Here is a 22198-nt window from a genome sequence, read left to right on the forward strand (position 1 = left end):
ATTAGCTGATTGCTTTTTTTAGTTTTTTGAAAAAGATTTCTTCGCGATTAGCAATATCTAAAAGTTCATCGGCAATGGCGTTGTAAGCGTCTTCTTTGGCACTTCTATTTTTATAAATTCTGGAAGCTTCAACAGCAAAATCACGCCATGAATCTCCAATTTGTGTCATTTCTTTCGAAATATTTTTCAATTCTTCGTTGCCTAAAACAACTGAAGCTTCCTGTAAAAATGCGGCGTAAATAAATCGGAAACCTCCGCCTCCGGTTCCAATTTCTTCCTGCATACGCACCATTTGTGCCAGATAGTGATTTGCTTTTCTAACGCCATGTTTTTTAGGCCATTTTCGAATTTGACGCGAAACCATTTTGATTCCGCGAACGCCTACAATTGGCATTGGTGCCAACATATCGCGACAGGTGTTTTTGATTCCTTTTATAATGGCACTTTTTAAATCAACATTGTTCGGAATTTGAATTGGATAATACATTTGTCCGCGAGGCGCAAACGCACCTTTAGCAAAACGCACTTTATCCATTTCCTCGTGTGTCAAAGTTGTAACGGTTTCCATCACGGGATCGCTGATTAAATAATCAGTTTCGGTTTTGCCGTAAACAACTAAATTGTGCGCGTTGAAATGAAAACGATATTCATCAGGAAAATAACTTAAATGATAAACACCAACTTGTAATCCAGTTGGAATATTATTTTTTAAATTTTCTTCTAAAGCTTTGTTTGCATTGGCAACCGAAGAAAATTTTTGTCTTTTAATTTTAAGGTTTAAACGATTGGCAACTTTATTAAAAATATGTCCAGGCAAAGTTCTGTAACTGATTGCCGGAGCATGATTTACTTTTAAAAAAGGCAAATACACGAAAAAAAGTCCCGAACCAATTCCGAAAACCATCGGTTCGCTGATATTGAGTCCGCTGTTTTTTAAGAGGTTTGAAGCTACTCCGTTTTCACAATGAGCAGATTGATGATGTGTAAAAGTAACTTGCATTAATCTGTTTTAAAGTTTTTTAATTCGGCTAATGAAATGTCAAAAGCGTCGGCATATTTTTGTAACGTTTTGTCGTTCAGTTTGGCAAAAACGGAAGGTTTAAAATGTCTTTTTACGCGCCATTTCCACATTTCTACATAACCCGCAAGAATCGAAAGATCCATTTTGTTGAGTTCCATAAAATAACAAATTGGGCTTAATTCTCCGTTTTGAACTTTTAGTTTTGCTTCTTCGGCACGTTCTTTTATGTCGTCAATCGCATTCGAAAGTGCAATTGCTTTTGGTTCCCAACCTGTACTCAAAGCGGTTGTGTAATTCCCGTTTTCGTCAGTAGCATAAACCAATTCTTTAAGATTCTTTTTGCTTAAATTTCCATCGTGCTGAGGTACATTTTCTTTTTCCATGACGGTTTTATTTTCGAGTAGGATTATGTTGTCGCCGAAATTGTCTTCTGAATAAACAAATTAATTTCGCATTCTAACAGTTTTTTGTCTTCCAATAAACTTTCGCAACTCATTGTGCATAAAGTATAATCGTCACCAACAAATTTTGAAACCAAAATTGCTTTGGTAGTAATAACGTCGCCAACTTTAGGCAAAGCATGTATTTTTAAATTCTTTAAAGCGCTTATAAAACCAATAACATTTACGTTTTCATTTTCGGTTCCGTCGTCCTCAAAAAAGTACTTTTTTCCAACAATTGACGAACAGGTTTGCGCAGTGTTTTCGATTAAACCGGCTTCTATTAAAATGCCATTATCAACAAAAATATTGTCTTCTTTGATTAAAAATTCGGTTTCAACAGAAGTGGAGTCAATTTCCAAAATCAAATCGACCATCAGCATTGGAGCGCGATGCGGTAAATAATTTTGTATGTCAATTCCAACTTTCATCATCTTAAATTATTTTGCCAAAACGGTTTTCATTTGTCCGTTTGCAATTTCTTCATTATTTAAAAAAGTAACAATATCTACCAAAGTTACTCCAGCAAATTCCTGTAAAATCGTAACTTTTGACTGAATTGTATCGTTGATTTTTGGAAGTTTTTTAATCTGAATATCTTTAATAGAACCTATATATCCGGTTGGCGCAATTTCTTTTTTTAAAAAAAACTGATAACCGGTGTGCAAAGCAACAGATTGCGCCATATGTTCGATTAATCCAGCTTCTAGAAAGGTATCATCTTCTAAAAAAATATTTTCTTTTTGAATATTTAATCCCGAGCTCAATTCGGTTTCAGAATAAGAAAACATGCGATCCACCATTACAAAAGGAAACTTTTGCGGAAGCAGATTTTCTACAGCTTCTTTTTCTAAAAGTACTGAAGCATTCATTTAGCAGACAGTTAAATACGCGTAAGCAAATGAGAATCTTCCACTTTCCGGAACTGAAAGGAAAATTTTGTCTCCTTTTTTCAGTTTTCCAGAATTTATTAATTCCTCAACAGCGATATAGATCGAAGCTGATCCTACATTTCCAACTTTCAAAAGATTCATAAACCATTTTTCATCGGCAATGTCAACTCCTTTTTCAAGTAATCCTTTTTTCAGACCGTCAACGAAAAAGTGAGAAGAAACGTGTGGTAAAAAATAGTCGATATCGTCTGCCGTAACATTGTGTTTTGCCATGGCATCGGTCATACTTTCAACACCTTTTGGCAAAATAAACTCGTCTAATATTTTTACATCCTGTTTTACTGCCAAAATAGATTGGTTTAGCAATTGTTCCGGTTTGTAATCGCTCCACGGTTTTATTTCTCCGTTTTCCAATTTATCTCCGCCGGCGTACATGCAAGTTTCTAATTCGAATGCATACGAATACGCTTCCATCCATTCGATTTTTAGAGAAATTTCACCAGAAGGTTTGTTTTCTAATAAAAAAGCACCAGCTCCGTCAGATAACATCCAGCGCAAGAAATCTTTTTTGAACGCAATAATAGGCTGTTCTTCCAGATTTTTTAAGTTGATGATTTCCTGATTGTATTGTTGTGCCGAAAGCCAGGTCGAAACTTTTTCAGAACCTGTACAAACAGCGTTTTTAGAATTTCCAGATTTTACAGAAAGAAAACCATACTTCAAAGCATTCATTCCAGAACAGCAAATTCCGGAAGAAGAGTTCAACTCAACCGATTTGTTTTTCAGCAGTCCATGAACCATTGCGGCATGCGAAGGCGCAAAAACATCTGGAGATGATGTTCCGCACGAAAGAACTTCCATATCTTGAGCCGTAAAATGCTCACCAAACAATTGCGAAACGGCATTTTTTGTCAGTTCAGCATTTGTATGAGTGCTTACGCCGTTTTTGTCAACGGCATAATATCGGCTTGTAATCTTATTATTGCGCAAAATAATACGTCTTGCTTTTGAGGCAGTATCGTTAATTAGCCCTAAATAATTTTCCATTTCATCGTTTGAAACAGCTTCATTCGGCAAATATTTCGCGGCTTTGGTAATATATACGTCAAACATAATTTAATTTCGTCTCTAAACTCCTTGGTAATATTGAGTTTCTTTTTTTATAGTTTTAATCTTAAACGGGTAGCTAATAACATGCAATATATATACTATTGGCGAGATTAACCATATTGCGAGGAATAAATAAACATAAAATAATTTAAGAAGCAATTTTCTGTTTTTTTGGTTTTTATGAATGAAATTAGACCATTTATTAAAGATTTTGTTAGCAGTTTTGTCAACTTTAACCAAATATGGACTGATTTTTACGGCTCCAATTTCGGCTAATTTCGGCTGTAAATCTTCTAATTTGTTTTGTTTGAATTCAGAAAGCATGATTTCGCCAAATTTATCTGATTCCTGAATGTCTTTTTCCGAAACGCCAGGAAGCGGAAAAAAACCTAAATATTTTTCTTTTATACCAGAAAACATCCAGTGAACAATAGTAATCACACTTATAAGATTTCCAACGCGGTCAACTAAGGCGACATTTCCAACCAGTTTTGCGTTAGCTTCCTGAAGCAAAACTTTTACTTTTTCCTGCGCCATAATCCACATATTTCGGGAACCGTTTATAGTAATAACGGGAGTATTGCTTAGAATGTTTTTGCCTTCAGCACTTTTTAGAAAAGAGTTCATCGGGATTGAAGGCGTCAAATACCAAACCTGATAATGTAAAAGAACAAGATCAAATTTTGTATTTAAAATTTCACTAGGAACGGGTTTTAAAGCCGTCGGAATCTGTAGAAAAGATTCTGGAAAAGCGTCAAAAAAAGTGGTTTTATTCCACGGAAAAGGAAACGGTTTTTCTAATTGTATTTCATGAAAAACGACGTTGATTTCATCTGAATTTAGAAACGGTTTTGCAATGTTGCGTGCAATCGATTCCAGTTGTCCAGATTGGGAATAATAAATAACGAGAACATTTTTCATTTGGGTTTGCTTTCTTTGGTTGAAAGCAAAAATAAGTAAATTATTTTAAAAGAATTTTCTTGTTTAATGGAATGTTTTTTGCCACGAATTTCACGAATTTTCACGAATTAATTGATGCGTTAATTCGAAAAGTAATTACAAATGTGACTATGAAGATTAAAAGAAAACAATCATGATAATAGTTATTAAGAAACGTGCAAATCTAAACATAGCCCTTGGTTTCAACCATGGGAAACGAATCGGAATAATCTTTGTGTTCCCGTGGTTGAAACCACGGGCTATAGAATTGTTGACAAAAAAAAAATAGTGAAAATTAGTGTAATTCGTGGCAAAAAACTAAGCCTTCAAATCATTCCAAAAGTCGAAATAATTGAACCACTGCAAAGGATATTTCTGCAGAATGCTTTCAACGCTTTTCACATATTCTTTTAATAAACCTTTTTCGTCGCGGTGTTTCACTGTTGCTTCGCGCGCATATAAATGATAATGAAGATTTGGTTCTTTCATTACATAAACAAAAACAACCGGAACTTTTAATCTTGAAGCGATTAAGAATGGGCCTGAAGGAAAATTAGTACTTTTGCCTAAGATTTCTTCAGAAAGTGATTTGGTTCCTTCAAAATAACGATCGCCAGTAAAACAAACCAATTCATTATTGGCTAAAGCCGAATTGATTTCGAAGATATGAGACAAATCGTCTTTGATGATAATAAATTTTACGGCCGATTTTCTTGTAACGCTTTCCAGATAATTCTTAATTGCCGAATGCTCTAAATCAGTCGTAACCAAATTGATTTGGAAATCAAGATCAATGTCGCCAAAAAAATGTTCGGCGATTTCAAAATTCCCAACGTGTGCGCTAATTAAAACCCCGCCTTTTTTTTCGGCTAGAAGTTTTTTCAGAATTTCGATTCCGTCAAATTCGTAAGTGAATTTGTTTCGAAGTCCAGCCGAAATAGAAATTTTGTCAATAATAGTTTGTCCAAAAGTGTAGTAACTCTTGAAAACCATTTTTTTTGACTGAAAATTAGAGTTTTGAAGTCTTTCCTTGAAATAGTAAAAAATAGCTTTATTGCTTTTCTTTAAAAACAGAAAATAATAAGAAGCGACAAAATAAAGTAAGACATAGGCAGATTTGACACCCGCTTTTTGTATCAAAAAAACGAATATTTTATAGCCTAAAACTGTTCCTTTTGATTTGCCATCCCATTGACTCATTAAGCAGCTTTAGCTTTTATCTTGGTTTCAATCAGGTCATAGAAGTTCTGAAAAGTTGCGATACCAACGAAATCTGCTTCAACCAATTTTACACCAAAGTTAGCTTCAATAGAAACTACTAAATCAACATAATCTAAGCTGTCTAACCCAAGTGTATCTTTTAAATTAGCATCTGGTTCAATTTCATCATTATCTACTTCAAACTCATCAACCAAAAAACCATTAATTTTCGTTATAATCTCTTCTTTATTCATTGTCCAATTTAAACTTTTTAACCACCAACGCAGAGTTGGTTCCTCCGAAACCGAAAGAATTGGACAAAAATATGTCAAATTTTTTGTTTAACGTAGTTTTAACTAAATTTAATTTCATCGCATCTTCATCTGGATTTTCCAAATTGATGTTTGGCGCAATGAAATCGTTCTGCATCATTAGAATAGAATAAATTACTTCGCTTGCTCCAGCCATCCAGCATTCGTGGCCTGTCATTGATTTTGTAGAACTTACCGGTGGATTTTTTTCGCCAAAAACTTCGAAGATGGCTTTTGCTTCATTTGCATCACCAACAGGCGTTGAGGTTGCATGCGCATTTATATATTCAATATCTGATGCGTGTAATTTGGCTTCTTCCAGCGCGCGTTGCATCGCTGTGGCTGGTCCTTCGACGTTTGGAGTCGAGATATGTCCGCCGTTTGATGAAAATCCGTAGCCTGAAACTTCGGCAATAATATTCGCACCACGAGCGATTGCCGATTCGTAACTTTCTAAAATTAAAGTTGCGCCTCCGCCACTCGGAATTAATCCGTCGCGGTCTTTATCAAAAGGTCTTGAGGCTTTTTCAGGATCGCTTTCTCTGTTCGAAAAAACACCTAAACCGTCAAAACTGCTCATCGCATATTTGTTTATTTCCTGCGCGCCGCCAGTAATTATAATATCTTGAAAACCGCTTTTGATTAAAAAATATGCCAATCCTATAGAATGAGAACCGCTCGCGCAAGCCGCGCTAACAGTTAAATTGATACCACGAAGTTTGAAGATTGTTGAAAGATTCATGGTAACGGTAGAATTCATCGATTTGAAAATCGCTCCAGAACCAATCAATGCAGTATCTTTTTTCTCGCGAACAATATCTGTAGCGTCGATAATTGCTTTAGAAACACTGTCGTTTCCGTACATAATTCCAACTTCTCTTTCTTCAAAAAAAGCGTCATCGATATTCGCATTTTTCAATGCTTCGATCGTTGCCATATAAGCATATTCGGTTTCTTCACCAATGCTCATACGCTGTCTGCGTGTCAGTAAATTTTTTAAATCAGCCTTTGGAACCATTCCAGTCAAAGCCGATTGGAAACCAAATTCTTTTCGGTCAGAATCAAATTTAATACCTGATTTTCCATTATATAATGATTCCTTTACTTCATCTAAAGAAGTTCCGATACAAGAATAAATTCCCATTCCAGTAATTACAACTCTCTTATTCATGGTCTTTCAAAGTAATTTTTTATCCTTAAAGTGTAATTTTTCTATGTTTTAAAAAACTTAAAATATTATGCAAACATAGTATTCTTAAGAATATATTCCTCCGTTTATATTGATAATTTCTCCTGTAATATAACTTGCTTTTTTAGAAATCAAAAAGCTTACCAAATCTGCTACTTCTTCGGCTTCGCCAAAACGATTAACCGGAATTAGTTTTAATAATTCTTTTTCATCCAATTGACTTGTCATATCAGTTCTAATAAAACCTGGCGCAACAGCATTTACCGTAATATTACGTTTTGCCACTTCTTGCGCCAACGCTTTTGTTGCTGCAACAATAGCGCCTTTTGCAGCTGAATAATTGGTTTGTCCGGCAGTTCCTTTAACTCCGGAAACCGAAACCATATTTACGATTCGGCCATATTTATTGCGTAACATTTTTTGGATGAAAAACTGTGTCACATTAAAAAATCCGTTCAAACTTGTATTTACAACACCGTTCCAGTCTTCGGGAGTCATCCACATAAAAAGACCATCTTTTGTAATTCCGGCATTGTTTACAATTGCTTCAACAATCGCTTCAGGATGTGCTTCCTGCCACTTTGTTAAAACTGTTTGAACTTGTTCAAAATTAGAAACATCAAAACCCAGAATTTCTCCGGTTGCACCTAATTTCTGAATTTCCTGAAGTGTTTCTTCAGCAGCAGTTTGGTTGGAATGATAATTAATCAGAATATGATAATCAGATTCAACGGCTAATTTTTTGCAAATCGCACTTCCAATTCCTCTTGAACCGCCTGTTACTAATACACATTTCATTACTTAAGATTTTTTATTTGGGGCTAAATATTATTTTTTCTTGGCAACAGGTTTTTTTGTCGTTTTTGAAGCAGGTTTGGCTTCTTGTTTTGTTTCCTGTTTTGGTTTTTCAGTAGGAGTTTCGGCTACTTGTTTTTTTTCTGATTTCGAAAATAGCTCGGCATTTTCAAACCATTGATTGCTTAAAACCGTTCCGTCTGGATTAAGAAAGCCCCATTTTCCTTCATTTTTTACTCTTGCAACGCCATCAATAAATCCTTTGTCTTGTTGTGTAAACATGGCAATAATCGCATTTGTTGTAATCCCATATTGTGTTGGGATTACTATTTTTCCAGCTTCATTAATGAAACCCCAGTTGTTTTCTTTCACCGGAGCCAATCCGTTTGTACTGAAAACTTCGGCATCATTATAAGTAGGTTCAATTACAAATTTTCCTTCTGGATTGATGAATCCCCATTTTTTTCCAACTAAAACCGGAGCTAGATTTTTAGAAAAAGCTTTTCCTTTATCATATATAGGTAGAATTGCCCAATTTCCTTTTAAATCAATATAACCGATTTTTCCATTCTTTTTGGCAAAAGTCAAATCCTGAGTTTCGAAATCCCAGATTTTTTCGGCGCCATCAACCGGAATAAATTTTCCTGCATTTACCAGCCCGAATGTTTTATCTTTTCTTGCCCAAGTTGTGTTTTTGAAATAATTTCCAATTTCAGTATAAGTTGGTTCAACCAGTTCTTTTCCTTCTGTATTGATGATTCCCCAGTTTTTGTTGAGTTCCACTCTGGCAAAACCATTTTCAAAAGGTTTGATCTGATCGTATTTTGGTTCTAAAACAACAGTCATTTTGTTGTTGATCAAACCCACTTTATTATTTTGTCTAAAGAAAGCAACGCCATCATTAAAATCAAATAATTTATCAGAAGCAGGTCCTTTTTGAATTTCACCTTTTGTATTGATATAAACCCAATCTTTGTCTTTTTGTACAATCGCGATACCGCTGTTAAAATCTTTCGCGTCTTTAAAATCGGCTGGAATTACCCAAGTGCCTTTCGCATCAATAAAACCCCATTTTCCATTGTTTTCTACAGCCGCCAAACCTTCAGAAAAACTTCTGGCAGATTTGAACTGAGGTTCGATTTTAAAAGATCCGTCTTTAGAAATATATCCAATTTTTGAATTCTTTTTAACTAAAGCCAGTTCTTGACTATTAACAAATTGAATAAATACAAGCGATAAAAAAAGAAACGTTTTTTTCATGATTTTTAATTTTAATTAATAGCGCGAAATATACTACAAATTGTTGATTAAATAATCTTTTACTTTTTGAACAAAAGGATACATTACTTGATCTTGACTAAAGACAGGAATTATTTTTCGAATATCATCGTACCATTTTCTAGTTACTGATGAAATTTGATCTTTTTGACCTAGATAATCAATTGCCTGAACGATCGTAATCATTTCGATAGCCAAAACTTCAAAAGCATTTTCGATCACTTTTGATGTAATTACCGCTGCATTTGTTCCCATACTTACAATGTCTTGATTGTCATTGTTGTTCGGGATTGAATGCACATACATTGGATTTGAAAGCATCTGACTTTCGGCAGTTGTTGAGGTTGCTGTAAACTGAACGCCTTGCATTCCGAAATTAAATCCTAAAGTTCCTAAGTTTACGAATGGAGGAAGAATTTCGTTGATTTTTGAATTCAATAAATAATTCAATTGACGTTCTGCCAACATCGTTAATTTGGTAATAACAATTTTCAGTTTGTCCATTTCAAGCGAAATATAATCGCCGTGGAAATTTCCTCCGTGATAAACGTGTTTGTTTTTTACGTCAATAATTGGGTTGTCGTTTGCCGAGTTGAATTCGTCTTCTAAAATCGAAGCAACGTTATTAATCGTTTCTAAAACCGGTCCCAAAATTTGAGGTACGCATCTTAGTGAATAATATTCCTGAACTTTTTCTTTGAAAATTTCTTCGGTATTTTCTCCCGAATATAAATGGTCTTCTCTTTTGCGGATTAAAGTACTGTCTGAAAGATTTTGTCTCATTCTTTCCGCCACTTCCTGTTGTCCTTTATGACGTTTGGTTTGGTTTAATTCTGCCGAAAAATGATCGTCATACGCCTGAACCAATTCGTTAATCGCACAAGAAGATTTTAACGACCAATCTAATAATTTTTTAGCATGATGAATGTTCACAACACCAATTCCTGTCATTACCGAAGTTCCGTTGATTAACGCCAAACCTTCTCTAATTTCAACCTGAATTGGTTTCAAACCTTCAATTTCAAAAACTTCTGGAGTTGGTCTTCTTTCTCCTTTATAAAAAACTTCGCCTTCGCCGATTAAGACTAAAGCCAAATGTGATAATTGTACTAAATCGCCACTCGCTCCAACGCCGCCGTGTTCGAATATTAAAGGTGTGATATCTCTATTGATAAGTTCCGCCATCAAGTGGATAACTGACGGATGAACGCCAGAATTTCCTAATGAAAGTGTATTCAAACGTGCCAAAATTGCCGCTTTTGCACAAACTGGACTCAAAGGTTTTCCGGTTCCAGAAGAGTGGCTTCGGATTAAATTATATTGCAACTGAATTTGGTCCGACTCTTTAATTCTATATTGAGCCATTGGTCCAAAACCAGTATTTACACCGTAAATTATTTTGTTTCCCGAAAATTCTTTCAGGAAATTAAAGCTTTCATTTACTCGATTTAAAACAACATCACTGATTGCAACTTTGTTATTTCCAAAAATGATTGACTCGAATTCTGCTAAACTTAAATATTCATTAATTGTATTCATTAAACCGGTTTTGATTGTGCTAATTTAATTTTATTTATCAAAATAATTGTAGTTATTTTGATGAACGCAAATGTAAGTTAATAATTCATAACATTTTTATTATGACACAGGAGTTTGTTGATGTTTTAGTGATTGGTGCAGGACCTTCAGGATGTGTTTCGGCATCGTATCTTCATAAAAATAATGTCAAGGTTAAAGTTGTAGAAAAAGCAAAATTTCCGCGGCTTGTGGTCGGCGAAAGCCTTATTCCGCGAGTGATGGATCATTTTGCAGAAGCGGAACTTTATGATGCGCTAAACGCGATGAACTTTGAAAAAAAACTTGGAGCCCGCTTTATTAGAGGTGAAGAAATTTGCGTTTTTGATTTTAGTCAGAAATTCGGTGAAGGCTGGGATTGGACCTGGCAAGTTCCTCGTGCCGATTTTGACAACACAATGGCGCAGGAAGTAGTTCGAAAAGGAATTGATTTAGAATTTGAAACCGAAGTTTTGGAAGTTTCTTTTGAAGGAAAAAATTCGAAAACAATTGTAAAAGATAAAGATGGAAATTTAAAAGAAATCCACGCCAAATTTATTGTTGATTCCAGCGGATACGGACGTGTTTTGCCAAGACTTTTAGATTTGGATACGCCTTCAAAATTAGATCCGCATTCTTCGATATTTACACATGTAAAAGATATTAATAGAGAAGAAGGTGAGGAAGGAACACAGATTTCATTTGATATATTAGAAACTCAGGTTTGGCTTTGGGTAATTCCGTTTTCGAATGGAAATACAAGTTTAGGCGTTGTTGGTCCGACAGATTTTATTAATTCACTTTCAGAAAATAAAGACAATGCTGAAGCGTTGCGAAATGCGATTCAGAAATCAGATTATTATATCAAAAGATTTAAAGGAACGGAGTTTTTATTCGAACCAGTTAAATTAGAAAATTATTCAAGAGCTGTAAAAAGAATGTACGGCGATGGTTTTGCTTTAACGGGAAATAGTTCTGAATTTCTTGATCCGGTTTTTTCATCTGGAGTTGCTTTTGCTACCGAATCAGGAATGTTGGCGGCAAAATTATATCTGAAAGAATCACAAGGAATTGAAGTGGATTGGGAAGTTGAATTTACGCAATATATGAAACGCGGAATCGCAGTTTTCACGACTTATGTTCAGGAATGGTACACAGGAAATCTGCAGACTTTGTTTTTTCATCAGCCGGAAAATCCAGATGTGAAAGAAAAAATATGTGCTGTTTTGGCAGGTTATGTTTGGAATGAAGAAAATCCGTTTGTGAAGAAGCATGATCATGTAATTGCGAATATGGCGTATTTACTGAATATGCAAAAAGAACAAAGCCCTGAATAATCAGGGCTTTTTTATTCATAATAATTTGGTTTAAAAAATTACAAATTCCTTTTTTCCAGGTAGCCCACAAAAAGATATATCTAAAACAATTTCCTCGCCTGTTTTTGAGTTTTCTAAGTACAAAGCCGACATCCTATTTAATCTTTTTAAAGTTGCCAATTTGTTGTAAGCGGAATATTCTATGTAAACATTTGTATCAATTGGCATTGTTTTAAAACCATCTTCAATCTCACTAATTATTTGCGAAATTCTGTCTTTAGATTCTGATGGTTTTAGATACATTGCTATTGCGATGTTTTTTTCTTTGTTAGATAATTTTTCTCTAAAGAAATTGTAGTCTTTATTGTTTAAAGCTTCAATAATTATATTGTATTCTGATAGTAAAGCTTTTTTTAAATCGAACTTCACATCTTTTAAGTTTACACCATTTTGCCATGCATCAAGTTTATAAGACACAGTGGACATAAAAACACTTTTATGTATTATAAAAGGAATGTTTTCCTGAACAGGAGCTGTCTGAAAATTTTCAAATTGTTGGACAAATTGAAAATCACCAGAACTAACATCATATTCAATAACTTTATATCTGACATAAGATTCTTTGTGAAGTTTTGTTCCTCCTGAAAGAGGTGACACTCTAATTTCAATGTCCTGTTCGCCTCTCTCTAAGATTCCACTATTTATTGGAATATCCATTGATGCTTGCCCATCTACATTTAAAGAAAAAACACAGACATCATTTATGCGTACTTCAAAATAACACATTAAAGCGCTACAATCTAATTCGTAATATATTTGTTTCATAATTCAATTAATAAAAACGACTTTTTAATATTTCTAAAACATCAAATGCATTCGGGTTTTCTTCTAGTATTTTTTTTATGTTTTCTGGATTATTGTCTTCCCGAGGTTTTAATTTCATTCCGCTCTTTAAGATTGTTATTTCTGTGGAAATAAATCTGTTTTTTTCTTCGCTAAAATATTCTGTATGTTGTGTAATATAGACTACTTGATTATTTTTTTTGTTATCCCATAAATAGGCGGATTGAATAAAATCATCGCTATCATTATGATTTTCTAACAAAGGTTTTCCTAATTTAGTTTTGAAATGTTTTAATAACTTTATACCCTCGCTTTCATTTTCATTTTCATTTTTAATTATTAAACCAGAAAGTTTATTATTCTTGAAATTGTCGACATAGAATGTTAAGGTGCTGGTATAAGTAATTAAACTGTTTTTTGCATTGTCTTTCATCGAAAAACTGGATATATTTATATTTCCATATCTAAACTTATCAATGTCTTCTGTACTATATGCAACGAGACCATAATCAATGTTTTTATCTTTTGCAAATTTTGTTGAATCATTTACTATTGACGAAATACTTGTATCAAATTTTAATGTTTCTAAATCTATTTGAGAGTTGCATGATGTTAGCATTATAATCATCATAAATAATAATAATTGTTTCATTTTTTTTAATTTTTAATTAATGGAATATTAGCACTTATGCCAAATAATTTTTCTAATTCATCTATAACATCAAAAGGCGGAATAACGTCTTTTATCGTACCTTCTGCAATTTTATAATCTCCTTCTCGGGTTTCTTCTACAGTTTTTTTGTCTTTTACTATTTTCATAGCAAGACTTGCACTTATCTTAACTACATATTTGGCATCCATACCATCAAATCCCAGTTTTGGTCTGTAATACAATCCTTTTTCATCATAATTAAAAGTGTGCGCATAAGTTGCGGATGCTTCTGCACTTGCTGAAGCTTCAAAATAGGCTTTAATTTTAATGATAACTATTGCTGCTTCTCCCTTTATTTTGACACCAACCTTTAGCTCTATTTTTAATTTGGTTTCACTCTCTAATAGTAATTTTGCATCTTTTGCTTTTCCTGCTGTATTAAATTGGATATCAGTATTAATGGTTATAGTGCTGGTAATGATTAAATCCATATAAATATCAACATTGACACTTAATCCATTTTTTTCATCACCAGCTTTTATTCCTTTTTTTAATTGGCCTTGTATTGCGTTATATAATTTTAGCACTCCAGGACCTAAACCAAAAATTTCTCCTCCCACAAAAGCAATAGCTCCTAACAAATCAATTGTTACTTCCAATCCTATAAGAGGTTTTGCATGTAAACCGATAGTTACATCTGTACCAATTATAGTTTTGTTATCTTTTGGATGACTTAAAAACCAATCTCCAGTGAAAGATAAATTTGGGGGTTTTACAATAAAACTTGCTGGAATACTCTTTGATACAGTATCGCTCACGGTTCCCTTAGTTTTATTTGTGACACCATCGGCTAATGCGCCTATTGAGGCAAATATATCGTATGCTTTTTTGAATTTTGTCTCGTACTCAGCTTTTAATTCCTTGTTTTGCTTTTCATTATCCCATTTGGCTTTTAAGCTAAAACCAATCGAAGCATCTTTTTGTTTCCATCTTCTTTCGGCACCTATTTTACCAGATTTTTTTTGTAGGCCCTTTACATCAAATTCATTTTTATTCTGCCATTTTACACTTAAATCATTAGTTAGGTTTAAAAAAAACTCAAATTTCCATTTTATATCTGGATAGGCTTTTATTTGGATGGTATGATTAGAATTGTCAGAGAAATATCGACAAGAATGAACATCTATAAAATAATTAATAGCTGAGTCCATACTTTTTTCGGCATTTAAAACATGTGTTATGTTATATCTTGGCCATATATATTGCAATGGAGCCGGATTCATCCACGATAAATCAGATTTCACAGGAAAATCTAATTTGTTTGCAATCTGATCTATTGGCTTAGGATATTCAGTCGAATTAACTTTAATGTTTTTTTTGTGTTTCCCAGTAAAACAAGCTTTGTTTTGATATTCTGTGACGTCAATGGTAATATTTTGGTTATGACTTGGTGCAATAGTTTCATAAATTATAGTTTTTGCATCGTGTCCTAGTGAATCAAATTCAATATCGACACGACGATTCTGCATATATTCTTTTTCATTTTTGTACTTGATATTATCTCTTCCCTTTTTATCATCTGTTGGGTTTACTTCGCCACGGCCTATAGAGAGAATACGACGAGCATCTAAACCACCATCAACAAAAAGTTTTTTTACAGCATCACTTCGCTGTTGTGATAATTTTTGATTGTATTGTTCTTTACCAATTACACAGGCGTGGCCATCAATTTTAATTGTTGAATAATGTGATTGCAGTAAGTATTGTAAAACATTGTTGAGTTCCGTTTTAGCTTCGGGAGTTATATCATGTTTTTCAAAATTAAAATGGACAGTTTTATATATAGGAGTTTTTGGGTTTGTTACTTTGCTTAATTTTTGACCATTATTAAAGAGCAAAACACATTCTTTTGGATCTGTTATTGTAATAGTTTCAAATTTGCACAATTCATAACGTTCATCATTTTTATCTGGTTCTCCAACTTTTAATACAGATAAATTTGTTGGCGGTTTTATTTCTTGAGAAATAATTTTTTTATTAATCTTTAAATACTTAGCATAATCTATTTTTCCATCTTTGTCAGTAATGTAGGCCTTGGCAACAGGATCATAAATTTTTATGTAAAATTCTTCAGTCTCTTTAATGTCTTTAATTGATGAATACCAGGCAAATGTGTTTTTAATTTCCAGATTTATTTCGCCATCTATGACATCTACACCAACAATTTTGCGCATAAGCGGATCTTTCAGAATAGTAAAATGTCTGAAAATCTCAATTTGTATGTTTTGATGACCGTTAAGTCCTTCGGTTTTTAAATTTAGGAATACTGTTTCGCCATAAGAGAAAATATAATTTTTTTTATAGGCGTCCTCTCCATTGTATTTTTGGCTCCATTTACTGCTTATTAACTTTGCAGGTGCATAGCCACTAATATATAAGCCTGTTTCATTGTGCAAATCTCTTTTGCCTCCAAGACTTGCTTCAAGATAATATTCAAAAGGTCCACATAATTCTTTTGGAATATTAATTTCTTTGGGCGAGTTCGCAGGCTGTACTTTTTGAATAATAATGGTTTGTTTTTTCCGATCCTGTAATATCCACGTTATATTCTTTTTCTTTTCTTCTTCAGTTGTGTCTTTATACCATGATTCAACTTCAAAAGAAACGACCTGATCTGCATCAATAGTCACTTTTTTATTTGGAATCGACTTACTGCTTATTACTTTGCCTTTTCCTGTCCATTTTATTTTTTTAACACCTTTGTCCATTTTCTAATTCTTTTAAATTCTTGATTTTTTTAATTTTGAATCAAACTTTGTTTTTTGATAAAATTCCAATTGTCATCAAAAAATAAACATGAGGCATAATCATATAGATACATTTTTTTTCTTTTAATAATCACAATTTCCCCATTCTCAGTTTCTTTATTAAAAGTTGCTCCCAATTCATAATCATAATCAAAAACTATTAAATAGTATTTGTCATCTAAATGAATCATCCTGTTGGAATTTTTTATTTTTAAATTCTGGATGTTGTCTTTTAAATCTGAAGTTGGTATTATTTGAATTGTGTAACCTTCTTTATTCTTACCAAATACTAAAAAAGCATTTTTTTTTAATGACTTTAAAACATTGATTTCTTTTATTATTAATTCTTTCGTTTTATTATTTGGTATATCATATAACAAGCTTTTATTGATTTTGGATGAAGTTCCACAAGAAATCAAAGAAACTACGAACATTAAAGCGATTATTTTTTTCATCGTCCTACTCTTAGATTTAAACATTCTAGCCCTATGTTCACGGTCTTTTTTCCATCTCCTTTTCCATGAGTTTTCCCTATTCCTTTAGTTTCTTTTCCACTGGGAGTTACTCGACCAATAGTTACTTCGGCATTTTTGTTGGAGTAATTCCAGCTGTCAAGTGCATAAATATTAAGACCTAAGTTTTTTGCTGTTTGTTTATCTAGTTCAGAAGTGCCGAAGGCATTTTGGATTGTATCCGAACCTCCTATTTGGTTGGGATTTTTAGGCTCTGATTTCATCAGGTTATGAGTATGGATTTGGCCTAAAAGAGCATATTTTGCGTTGTTTTCTTTGACCATTGGTTTTGAATTTCCAATAGTGTAATAGTCAATTTCAGCTTTACCATCAATTCCTTCTTTCCCAGATATGGCAATAATTTTTGCAGTTGTTCTATCAAGAACAAGGTATGCCTGTTGTTCCTTATTAATGGTTAATTGATGTATTTCCTGAATTTTGCCTTGTATTTGAGTGTCGTCAATTGTAACAATCATACTTGATTCTTTTAATTTATCATTTTTAATTTTAAAATCAGAAACGCTTTCAAATTCACCGAAATCAGATTTTGAAATCATTCTTATATCTCCATCGGATTTTCCGTAATTTATAAGTACGGAGGCATCAGTTGTATTAATATAGATGTCGTCAAGATTTTCTCCATCGTTAAATTTTAGTCCTTCATGCTTTGCTTCCTCAATATACATTTCCCTAACATCAACCATAGGATTTATGAGATTATGAACCATTGGGTTTATGTTTTTAAAATTTTGCTCGCTGGGTTCTGCTGTTTGTCCATGATTGACAATTTCTATGCAGTCTGGCGCTCCCATTGGGCAGGTTGCTTTACTGTTTTCGAGCAGTATTTTACCTTGATTGCTTAGTGTAACTTTTTCATAAAAACCGCTCCATTGTGTTATGACTGCTTGACATGGCAGAAAATTGCTTCCAGCTGGCTGTTTTTTGCATTTTCCAAAGGTGTTTTTTTCGAGTGTTTTTCCAAGTTCTTTAGTTGTCGCAATTAATTTTTCAGAACCTTCTTTGTCATTCGCAAAATGTTTAGAATGCGTTTTAACCTTAATTTTATCTGTTTTAGAACTGTCTTCGCTAAACTTGCATTTGCAGGTTGCGCCTTGTACGACAAAATGTTTTTCGCTCATGGCTATTATTTTAAATCAGTTTTTAAATTTTTATTGTTTCAAAAAAAATACTCTAATTGCAAACACAAATGCTACGCTTGCAATGATTAAAAGAATAATATAGAGTAGAGAATAATCACGTTTTTTGGGTTTATTTATACCCACATATGTTGATTGCCTTGAGGCAATAACAAGTTCTTTTCTGCTATGCAAATTTGTTGCGCTTATAGTATATTTTTGTACAATATCAAGACCTAAACCACAACTGACTATAAAAGCCTCCGGCATATAATTATTCGGATTCAAAAAATATTTTGCGCTATAGTTTCCATCTGGCTTTTCTTCTGAATATTCTTTTCCAGAGATGTTTAGCTCATTTTCAAAATCAGTTTTAGTACGTTCGTCATTAAGTTTTCCGTTGATGTTAATTACAATTAAATTATCAACATCAAGGCGTTCGTCAATAACTTGTTCGGTTTGATAATTTATGCTTTCTGATTTAGCGAGATAGGGAAATGTAATTTTTCGGTTAATGGTTTTTGTGGACGGATATTGCACGTGAATTCCGTTAAAAAGAGAATTAAGAAACCAGTCTTTATTAAGTGATGCATATAAAGTATCGCTACTTTCCAGATTTTTATCCTGAATGGAGAAATATTTTTCAACAGTGTGACCTTTATAATAGTTTCTTATTTGTTTTTTAGTTTCTTGCCAACGTTTTTCAATTTCATTGAAGTTGTAAATGTCAATCCAATTGCCGTTTTGATCTACAACAATTGTAAGCGGGTATAAGGCTTGAGATGCTTGGTGAGTAATCTCTTGAGCCATTGTGTTTGGAGCTACGTCATTTATGTAGATGTCATTATCGCGATGTATTTTATAGCAATGATAGCCTTTATTCTGAGCGAGCCATATTACCGTTATCTTTTGTTTTATGGTGTAAATATCTTTGCCATTATCAATAGTATAAAGTACGGCGTAAGTGTATTCTCCATGCGAATAGTTTAAGGAAAGTTTGCCAGGACCGTCATTAAAAACAACATTTTTTCGGTGTTGCTCCTTTTCCTCTTCTGTCAATTCCTTTTCTTCAGGTTTTATAATAAGAAACTTGAGATGACGTGGAAAAATAGGCCCAATTAAATCTTCTAAAGTGGCATATCTATTGTGATAACTGCGAAGGGCATATAAATCAATTCCCATTTTTTCGGCGACACTTTCTGGAGTATCATCATTTTTTATTTCATAAGTCAAATAATCACTATATGAAAAATCGGGGATATATAATTCTGGCATATAATAAAGATCTATAATTAATTATAAGTTTTTTATTACAAACATCAAATATAGTCTTTTTCTTTCAAATTTAATTTGTTGAACAAAAAAAAGACCATCAATTAAGACAGCCTTTTTAATCTTAAAAAATGATATAGTAAAAAATTATACTATCAGGATTTAACGTACAGTGTAACAATAATTAAGAATGTAATCACGATTAAAACTGTAGTTCATGATTTTATTTAAATGCTTTTTTCAATAAAAGTTTAGATAATGATTTTGCGGTTTTGGCATATCCTTCACCAATTCTGGTTTCATTATTAAAGTTATTTCCCCATTGATCTCCTGGAGCTTCTTCGCTTGTAATTTCAAGTAAAACATTTGATTTGTTTGCCGTTTCAACAAATTTTAAATTGGTCGTTACTTTTGCTTCTTGTTTCATAATTCCCGCATCCCAACCTGGATAAACCCAAACAGTTTGTACAATTAAGGTATACGGTGTTGCAGCTCCTTCCTGAAAGCTCACATTTTTACCTGCTTTTGATAATACAATGTTTCCTATTTGCAAAAACTTTGGCGTCCAGATTTGCTCTTTTGCAGCAATCCATTGTTTTTCCCAAATTTTTCCGTTTCCTTTTGCTTTCTTTTCTAAATCAGCTTTGTGTTCTTCGACATATTGCGCTTCTGGTTTGTTTTCTTTCATCATAGTAAAATTACTATAATCGAATTCGATATTGATTTCAGTCTGATCTTTTAAGAAATCAAAATTTCCCTGAACCACTTTCATGTCCTGAGCAAATGCTGCTGCTGAAATAAAGAAGCAGGTAATAATTAGTTTTTTCATTTTTTTGGTTTGTTAGATTTTCGGCTAAAATAGTAAAATAATTTGGCAGTAATCTTTTTCTTTCAAATTTAAATTATCGCACAAATAAAAAGGCCGTCAATTAAGACAGCCTTTTTAATCTTCAAAAAATAATATAGTAAAAAATTATACTACCAGAATTTAACGTACAGAGCAACAATTACCAATAATGTAATTACAATTAAAACTGTAGTTTGTGGTTTTACTTTAAACATTTCAGAGTCAATTTCAAATGCTTTTGGATTTACTTTTGGTCCAGCAAAACTGATTCCGATCATCGCCAACATTGTAAAGAAGAAAGATAATCCCATACAAATGTGGAACGGAATTTCGAAAGCTCCTTTTCCGTTAGGATAAGCAGTATAAAGTAAAGTTTCGTTTCCGAATAAAGCAGGAGCATATTCGTTGAATAATACAGATAAAACAAATCCTAAAATTACACCCACGATAGCTGCAGTTCCAGTTGTTCTTTTCCAGAACATACCAAGGAAGAACATAGCGAAAACTCCAGGGCTAATGAATCCAGTATATTTTTGGATGTAAGTGAATCCACCAACTCCGCCAATTCCTAAAAGGTCATTCCAAGTAAATAACACAGCTAAAAGCATTGCAGCAAAAACGGCAATTCTACCAATGTTTACTTGTTGTTTTTCACCCGCGTCTTTTTGGATGTATTTTTTATGAACGTCTAATGTATAAATAGTCGAGATACTGTTTACTTTTCCAGCTAATGACGCTACAATTGCAGCAGTTAAAGCGGCAACAGAAAGCCCTTTTAAACCTGTTGGCAAGAAAGTCAATACAGCTGAGTAAGCTCCGTCTTTTCCTCCAACTAATTGAGGTAAATGTCCGTTTTGATATAAAACGTAAGCAGCAATACCTGGCAACATTACGATTAACGGCATTAATAATTTTAACATACCAGCAAATAAAATACCTGTACGAGCAGTTTGTAAATCAGCACCTAAAGCTCTTTGTGTAATGTATTGGTTACATCCCCAATAGTTTAAGTTGATGATCCAGATACCAGCAAGGTAAGACATCAAACCTGGGAAAGTTAAATATTTGTCGATATCAAGTTGAGATGAATTTGCAGTTGGTCTTGGGATAATCATTTTGAAATGCTCAGGAGCTTCTCTCATTAAAACTTTGAAACCTTCGATGGCATTTTGACCTACTCCAAAATATTGACCAACAGTTGTCAAAGCAATATATGAAGTTACTAAACCTCCAATAATTAGAACCGCAACCTGAATAACGTCTGTATAAGCAACAACTTTCATACCTCCTAAAGAGATGAACAATGCAAAAACAGCTAATCCAATCATGATTACGTGAAGATATTCTCCACCAGCTAAACCATTAATTGCAACAGCTCCTAAATATAAGATAGAAGTAAGGTTTACAAAAACATATAAAAACAACCAGAAAACCGCCATAATCAAGGCAGTCGATTCGTTGTAACGTGTTTTTAAGAATTGAGGCATGGTGTAAATCTTATTCTTAAGATATACAGGAATAAACCAAACTGCTACAATAATAAGTGCAACAGCGGCAAGCCATTCGTAAGCAGCAACAGCGATTCCTAAAAAGAAACCTTCACCACTCATTCCGATGAACTGTTCAGCAGAAATGTTTGAAGCAATTAATGAAGCTCCAATTGCCCACCAGGTTAAGTTTCCTTCAGCAAGGAAATAAGCTTTAGCATCATGTTCGTCTTGTTTACGTTTGCGGTAAACACTGTAACCGTAGGCAGAAACTACGATGAAATAAATAATAAAAACCGCATAATCTGCGAAAGCGAGGTTCTGGTTCATTGTTAGTAGTATTTTAAAAAATTAGTATAGGTGATTGTTTGTAAAGCGGTTTTAGAAATTCTTTTTTTAATTAAAATCTAAAAACCTGTATTTTGTTGTTTTATCTTGTTAAAAATATGATATCCGTTTTTATTTTGTTATTTTTTTGTCAAAAATAATAACGAAAGCCAAAAGTATAATAAAATTCCATATTCACACTATTTGTAAATGTGTTTTTTACATTTATAAAGACGTAATTATGTTAAATTTTATAAAAGCATGTGGTT

General features: G+C 33.2%; 21 protein-coding genes. 1 reads left to right on the top strand and 20 read right to left on the bottom strand.

The genetic code is table 11. The features are described 5' to 3' along the window. Position 1: 1 nt before the first annotated feature. From BD847_RS08425 to BD847_RS08480, 12 genes are all read right to left on the bottom strand, one after another. Positions 2–1000 (bottom strand): BtrH N-terminal domain-containing protein, encoded by a 999-nt coding sequence (locus tag BD847_RS08425; RefSeq protein ID WP_115887845.1) that lies wholly within the window; start codon positions 998–1000, stop codon positions 2–4. After that, positions 1000–1404 carry a hypothetical protein gene (locus BD847_RS08430; protein WP_115887846.1) on the bottom strand — a complete coding sequence of 135 codons (405 nt, stop codon included), beginning with the start codon at positions 1402–1404 and terminating at the stop codon, positions 1000–1002. The genes BD847_RS08425 and BD847_RS08430 overlap by 1 nt, the downstream gene beginning before the upstream one ends. Before the next feature lie 23 nt (positions 1405–1427). After that, the gene (locus tag BD847_RS08435) at positions 1428–1892 is read right to left on the bottom strand and encodes an ABC transporter permease (protein ID WP_115887847.1); all 465 of its coding nucleotides are present in this window, start codon (positions 1890–1892) and stop codon (positions 1428–1430) included. Positions 1893–1901: 9 nt separating this feature from the next. Continuing rightward, the gene (locus BD847_RS08440) at positions 1902–2333 is read right to left on the bottom strand and encodes a hypothetical protein (RefSeq protein ID WP_115887848.1); all 432 of its coding nucleotides are present in this window, start codon (positions 2331–2333) and stop codon (positions 1902–1904) included. Next, complete coding sequence (locus tag BD847_RS08445; protein ID WP_115887849.1) at positions 2334–3467, bottom strand: beta-ketoacyl-ACP synthase III; 1134 nt, start codon at positions 3465–3467, stop codon at positions 2334–2336. Between the two features lie 15 nt (positions 3468–3482). Continuing rightward, the gene (locus tag BD847_RS08450) at positions 3483–4385 is read right to left on the bottom strand and encodes an NADPH-dependent FMN reductase family protein (protein WP_115887850.1); all 903 of its coding nucleotides are present in this window, start codon (positions 4383–4385) and stop codon (positions 3483–3485) included. A 336-nt stretch (positions 4386–4721) separates the two neighbouring features. Further along, positions 4722–5603 (bottom strand): LpxL/LpxP family acyltransferase, encoded by an 882-nt coding sequence (locus BD847_RS08455; protein WP_115887851.1) that lies wholly within the window; start codon positions 5601–5603, stop codon positions 4722–4724. Further along, on the bottom strand, positions 5603–5857 hold the full coding sequence (locus BD847_RS08460) for an acyl carrier protein (protein ID WP_115887852.1): 255 nt from the start codon (positions 5855–5857) through the stop codon (positions 5603–5605). The genes BD847_RS08455 and BD847_RS08460 overlap by 1 nt, the downstream gene beginning before the upstream one ends. Continuing rightward, positions 5850–7085: a beta-ketoacyl-[acyl-carrier-protein] synthase family protein gene (locus BD847_RS08465; protein ID WP_115887853.1), complete on the bottom strand. Its 1236-nt coding sequence runs from the start codon at positions 7083–7085 to the stop codon at positions 5850–5852. The genes BD847_RS08460 and BD847_RS08465 overlap by 8 nt, the downstream gene beginning before the upstream one ends. 84 nt (positions 7086–7169) lie before the next feature. Then, positions 7170–7901: a 3-oxoacyl-ACP reductase FabG gene (gene fabG / locus BD847_RS08470; protein ID WP_115887854.1), complete on the bottom strand. Its 732-nt coding sequence runs from the start codon at positions 7899–7901 to the stop codon at positions 7170–7172. Positions 7902–7931: 30 nt separating this feature from the next. Then, complete coding sequence (locus BD847_RS08475; RefSeq protein ID WP_115887855.1) at positions 7932–9158, bottom strand: WG repeat-containing protein; 1227 nt, start codon at positions 9156–9158, stop codon at positions 7932–7934. Positions 9159–9191: 33 nt separating this feature from the next. Then, positions 9192–10715: an HAL/PAL/TAL family ammonia-lyase gene (locus tag BD847_RS08480; RefSeq protein WP_115887856.1), complete on the bottom strand. Its 1524-nt coding sequence runs from the start codon at positions 10713–10715 to the stop codon at positions 9192–9194. Between the two features lie 101 nt (positions 10716–10816). On the opposite strand from BD847_RS08480, the gene BD847_RS08485 reads away from it, so the two are divergent. Beyond that, complete coding sequence (locus BD847_RS08485; protein ID WP_115887857.1) at positions 10817–12067, top strand: NAD(P)/FAD-dependent oxidoreductase; 1251 nt, start codon at positions 10817–10819, stop codon at positions 12065–12067. Positions 12068–12097: 30 nt separating this feature from the next. Here the strand turns inward: BD847_RS08485 and BD847_RS08490 are convergent, their stop codons facing one another. From BD847_RS08490 to BD847_RS08525, 8 genes are all read right to left on the bottom strand, one after another. After that, the gene (locus BD847_RS08490; RefSeq protein WP_115887858.1) at positions 12098–12871 is read right to left on the bottom strand and encodes a hypothetical protein; all 774 of its coding nucleotides are present in this window, start codon (positions 12869–12871) and stop codon (positions 12098–12100) included. 7 nt (positions 12872–12878) lie between these two features. Beyond that, positions 12879–13541, bottom strand: a complete 663-nt coding sequence (locus BD847_RS08495; protein WP_147298503.1) for a hypothetical protein — start codon at positions 13539–13541, stop codon at positions 12879–12881. 5 nt (positions 13542–13546) lie between these two features. Beyond that, a complete protein-coding gene (locus tag BD847_RS08500) occupies positions 13547–16309 on the bottom strand; it encodes an OmpA family protein (RefSeq protein WP_115887860.1) in 2763 nt (920 codons plus the stop codon). 29 nt (positions 16310–16338) lie between these two features. Further along, positions 16339–16803 (bottom strand): hypothetical protein, encoded by a 465-nt coding sequence (locus tag BD847_RS08505; RefSeq protein ID WP_115887861.1) that lies wholly within the window; start codon positions 16801–16803, stop codon positions 16339–16341. Then, positions 16800–17999 (bottom strand): DUF4280 domain-containing protein, encoded by a 1200-nt coding sequence (locus BD847_RS21075; RefSeq protein WP_115887862.1) that lies wholly within the window; start codon positions 17997–17999, stop codon positions 16800–16802. The genes BD847_RS08505 and BD847_RS21075 overlap by 4 nt, the downstream gene beginning before the upstream one ends. Before the next feature lie 30 nt (positions 18000–18029). After that, complete coding sequence (locus BD847_RS08515) at positions 18030–19271, bottom strand: hypothetical protein (RefSeq protein WP_115887863.1); 1242 nt, start codon at positions 19269–19271, stop codon at positions 18030–18032. A gap of 220 nt (positions 19272–19491) precedes the next feature. Next, on the bottom strand, positions 19492–20097 hold the full coding sequence (locus BD847_RS08520) for a hypothetical protein (RefSeq protein WP_115887864.1): 606 nt from the start codon (positions 20095–20097) through the stop codon (positions 19492–19494). Positions 20098–20246: 149 nt separating this feature from the next. After that, entirely contained in the window at positions 20247–21932 is a 1686-nt protein-coding gene (locus tag BD847_RS08525; RefSeq protein ID WP_115887865.1) for a sodium/sugar symporter, read from the bottom strand. Positions 21933–22198 lie beyond the last annotated feature (266 nt).

The organism is Flavobacterium cutihirudinis, from assembly GCF_003385895.1.
GTDB lineage: Bacteria > Bacteroidota > Bacteroidia > Flavobacteriales > Flavobacteriaceae > Flavobacterium > Flavobacterium cutihirudinis.

Excerpts from the sequence above, each read along its gene's own strand:
- BD847_RS08425 (WP_115887845.1), bottom strand. The coding sequence starts at position 1,000 with ATGCAAGTTACTTTTACACATCATCAATCTGCTCATTGTGAAAACGGA.
- BD847_RS08430 (WP_115887846.1), bottom strand. The coding sequence starts at position 1,404 with ATGGAAAAAGAAAATGTACCTCAGCACGATGGAAATTTAAGCAAAAAG.
- BD847_RS08435 (WP_115887847.1), bottom strand. The coding sequence starts at position 1,892 with ATGAAAGTTGGAATTGACATACAAAATTATTTACCGCATCGCGCTCCA.
- BD847_RS08440 (WP_115887848.1), bottom strand. The coding sequence starts at position 2,333 with ATGAATGCTTCAGTACTTTTAGAAAAAGAAGCTGTAGAAAATCTGCTT.
- BD847_RS08445 (WP_115887849.1), bottom strand. The coding sequence starts at position 3,467 with ATGTTTGACGTATATATTACCAAAGCCGCGAAATATTTGCCGAATGAA.
- BD847_RS08450 (WP_115887850.1), bottom strand. The coding sequence starts at position 4,385 with ATGAAAAATGTTCTCGTTATTTATTATTCCCAATCTGGACAACTGGAA.
- BD847_RS08455 (WP_115887851.1), bottom strand. The coding sequence starts at position 5,603 with ATGAGTCAATGGGATGGCAAATCAAAAGGAACAGTTTTAGGCTATAAA.
- BD847_RS08460 (WP_115887852.1), bottom strand. The coding sequence starts at position 5,857 with ATGAATAAAGAAGAGATTATAACGAAAATTAATGGTTTTTTGGTTGAT.
- BD847_RS08465 (WP_115887853.1), bottom strand. The coding sequence starts at position 7,085 with ATGAATAAGAGAGTTGTAATTACTGGAATGGGAATTTATTCTTGTATC.
- fabG (WP_115887854.1), bottom strand. The coding sequence starts at position 7,901 with ATGAAATGTGTATTAGTAACAGGCGGTTCAAGAGGAATTGGAAGTGCG.
- BD847_RS08475 (WP_115887855.1), bottom strand. The coding sequence starts at position 9,158 with ATGAAAAAAACGTTTCTTTTTTTATCGCTTGTATTTATTCAATTTGTT.
- BD847_RS08480 (WP_115887856.1), bottom strand. The coding sequence starts at position 10,715 with ATGAATACAATTAATGAATATTTAAGTTTAGCAGAATTCGAGTCAATC.
- BD847_RS08485 (WP_115887857.1), top strand. The coding sequence starts at position 10,817 with ATGACACAGGAGTTTGTTGATGTTTTAGTGATTGGTGCAGGACCTTCA.
- BD847_RS08490 (WP_115887858.1), bottom strand. The coding sequence starts at position 12,871 with ATGAAACAAATATATTACGAATTAGATTGTAGCGCTTTAATGTGTTAT.
- BD847_RS08495 (WP_147298503.1), bottom strand. The coding sequence starts at position 13,541 with ATGAAACAATTATTATTATTTATGATGATTATAATGCTAACATCATGC.
- BD847_RS08500 (WP_115887860.1), bottom strand. The coding sequence starts at position 16,309 with ATGGACAAAGGTGTTAAAAAAATAAAATGGACAGGAAAAGGCAAAGTA.
- BD847_RS08505 (WP_115887861.1), bottom strand. The coding sequence starts at position 16,803 with ATGAAAAAAATAATCGCTTTAATGTTCGTAGTTTCTTTGATTTCTTGT.
- BD847_RS21075 (WP_115887862.1), bottom strand. The coding sequence starts at position 17,999 with ATGAGCGAAAAACATTTTGTCGTACAAGGCGCAACCTGCAAATGCAAG.
- BD847_RS08515 (WP_115887863.1), bottom strand. The coding sequence starts at position 19,271 with ATGCCAGAATTATATATCCCCGATTTTTCATATAGTGATTATTTGACT.
- BD847_RS08520 (WP_115887864.1), bottom strand. The coding sequence starts at position 20,097 with ATGAAAAAACTAATTATTACCTGCTTCTTTATTTCAGCAGCAGCATTT.
- BD847_RS08525 (WP_115887865.1), bottom strand. The coding sequence starts at position 21,932 with ATGAACCAGAACCTCGCTTTCGCAGATTATGCGGTTTTTATTATTTAT.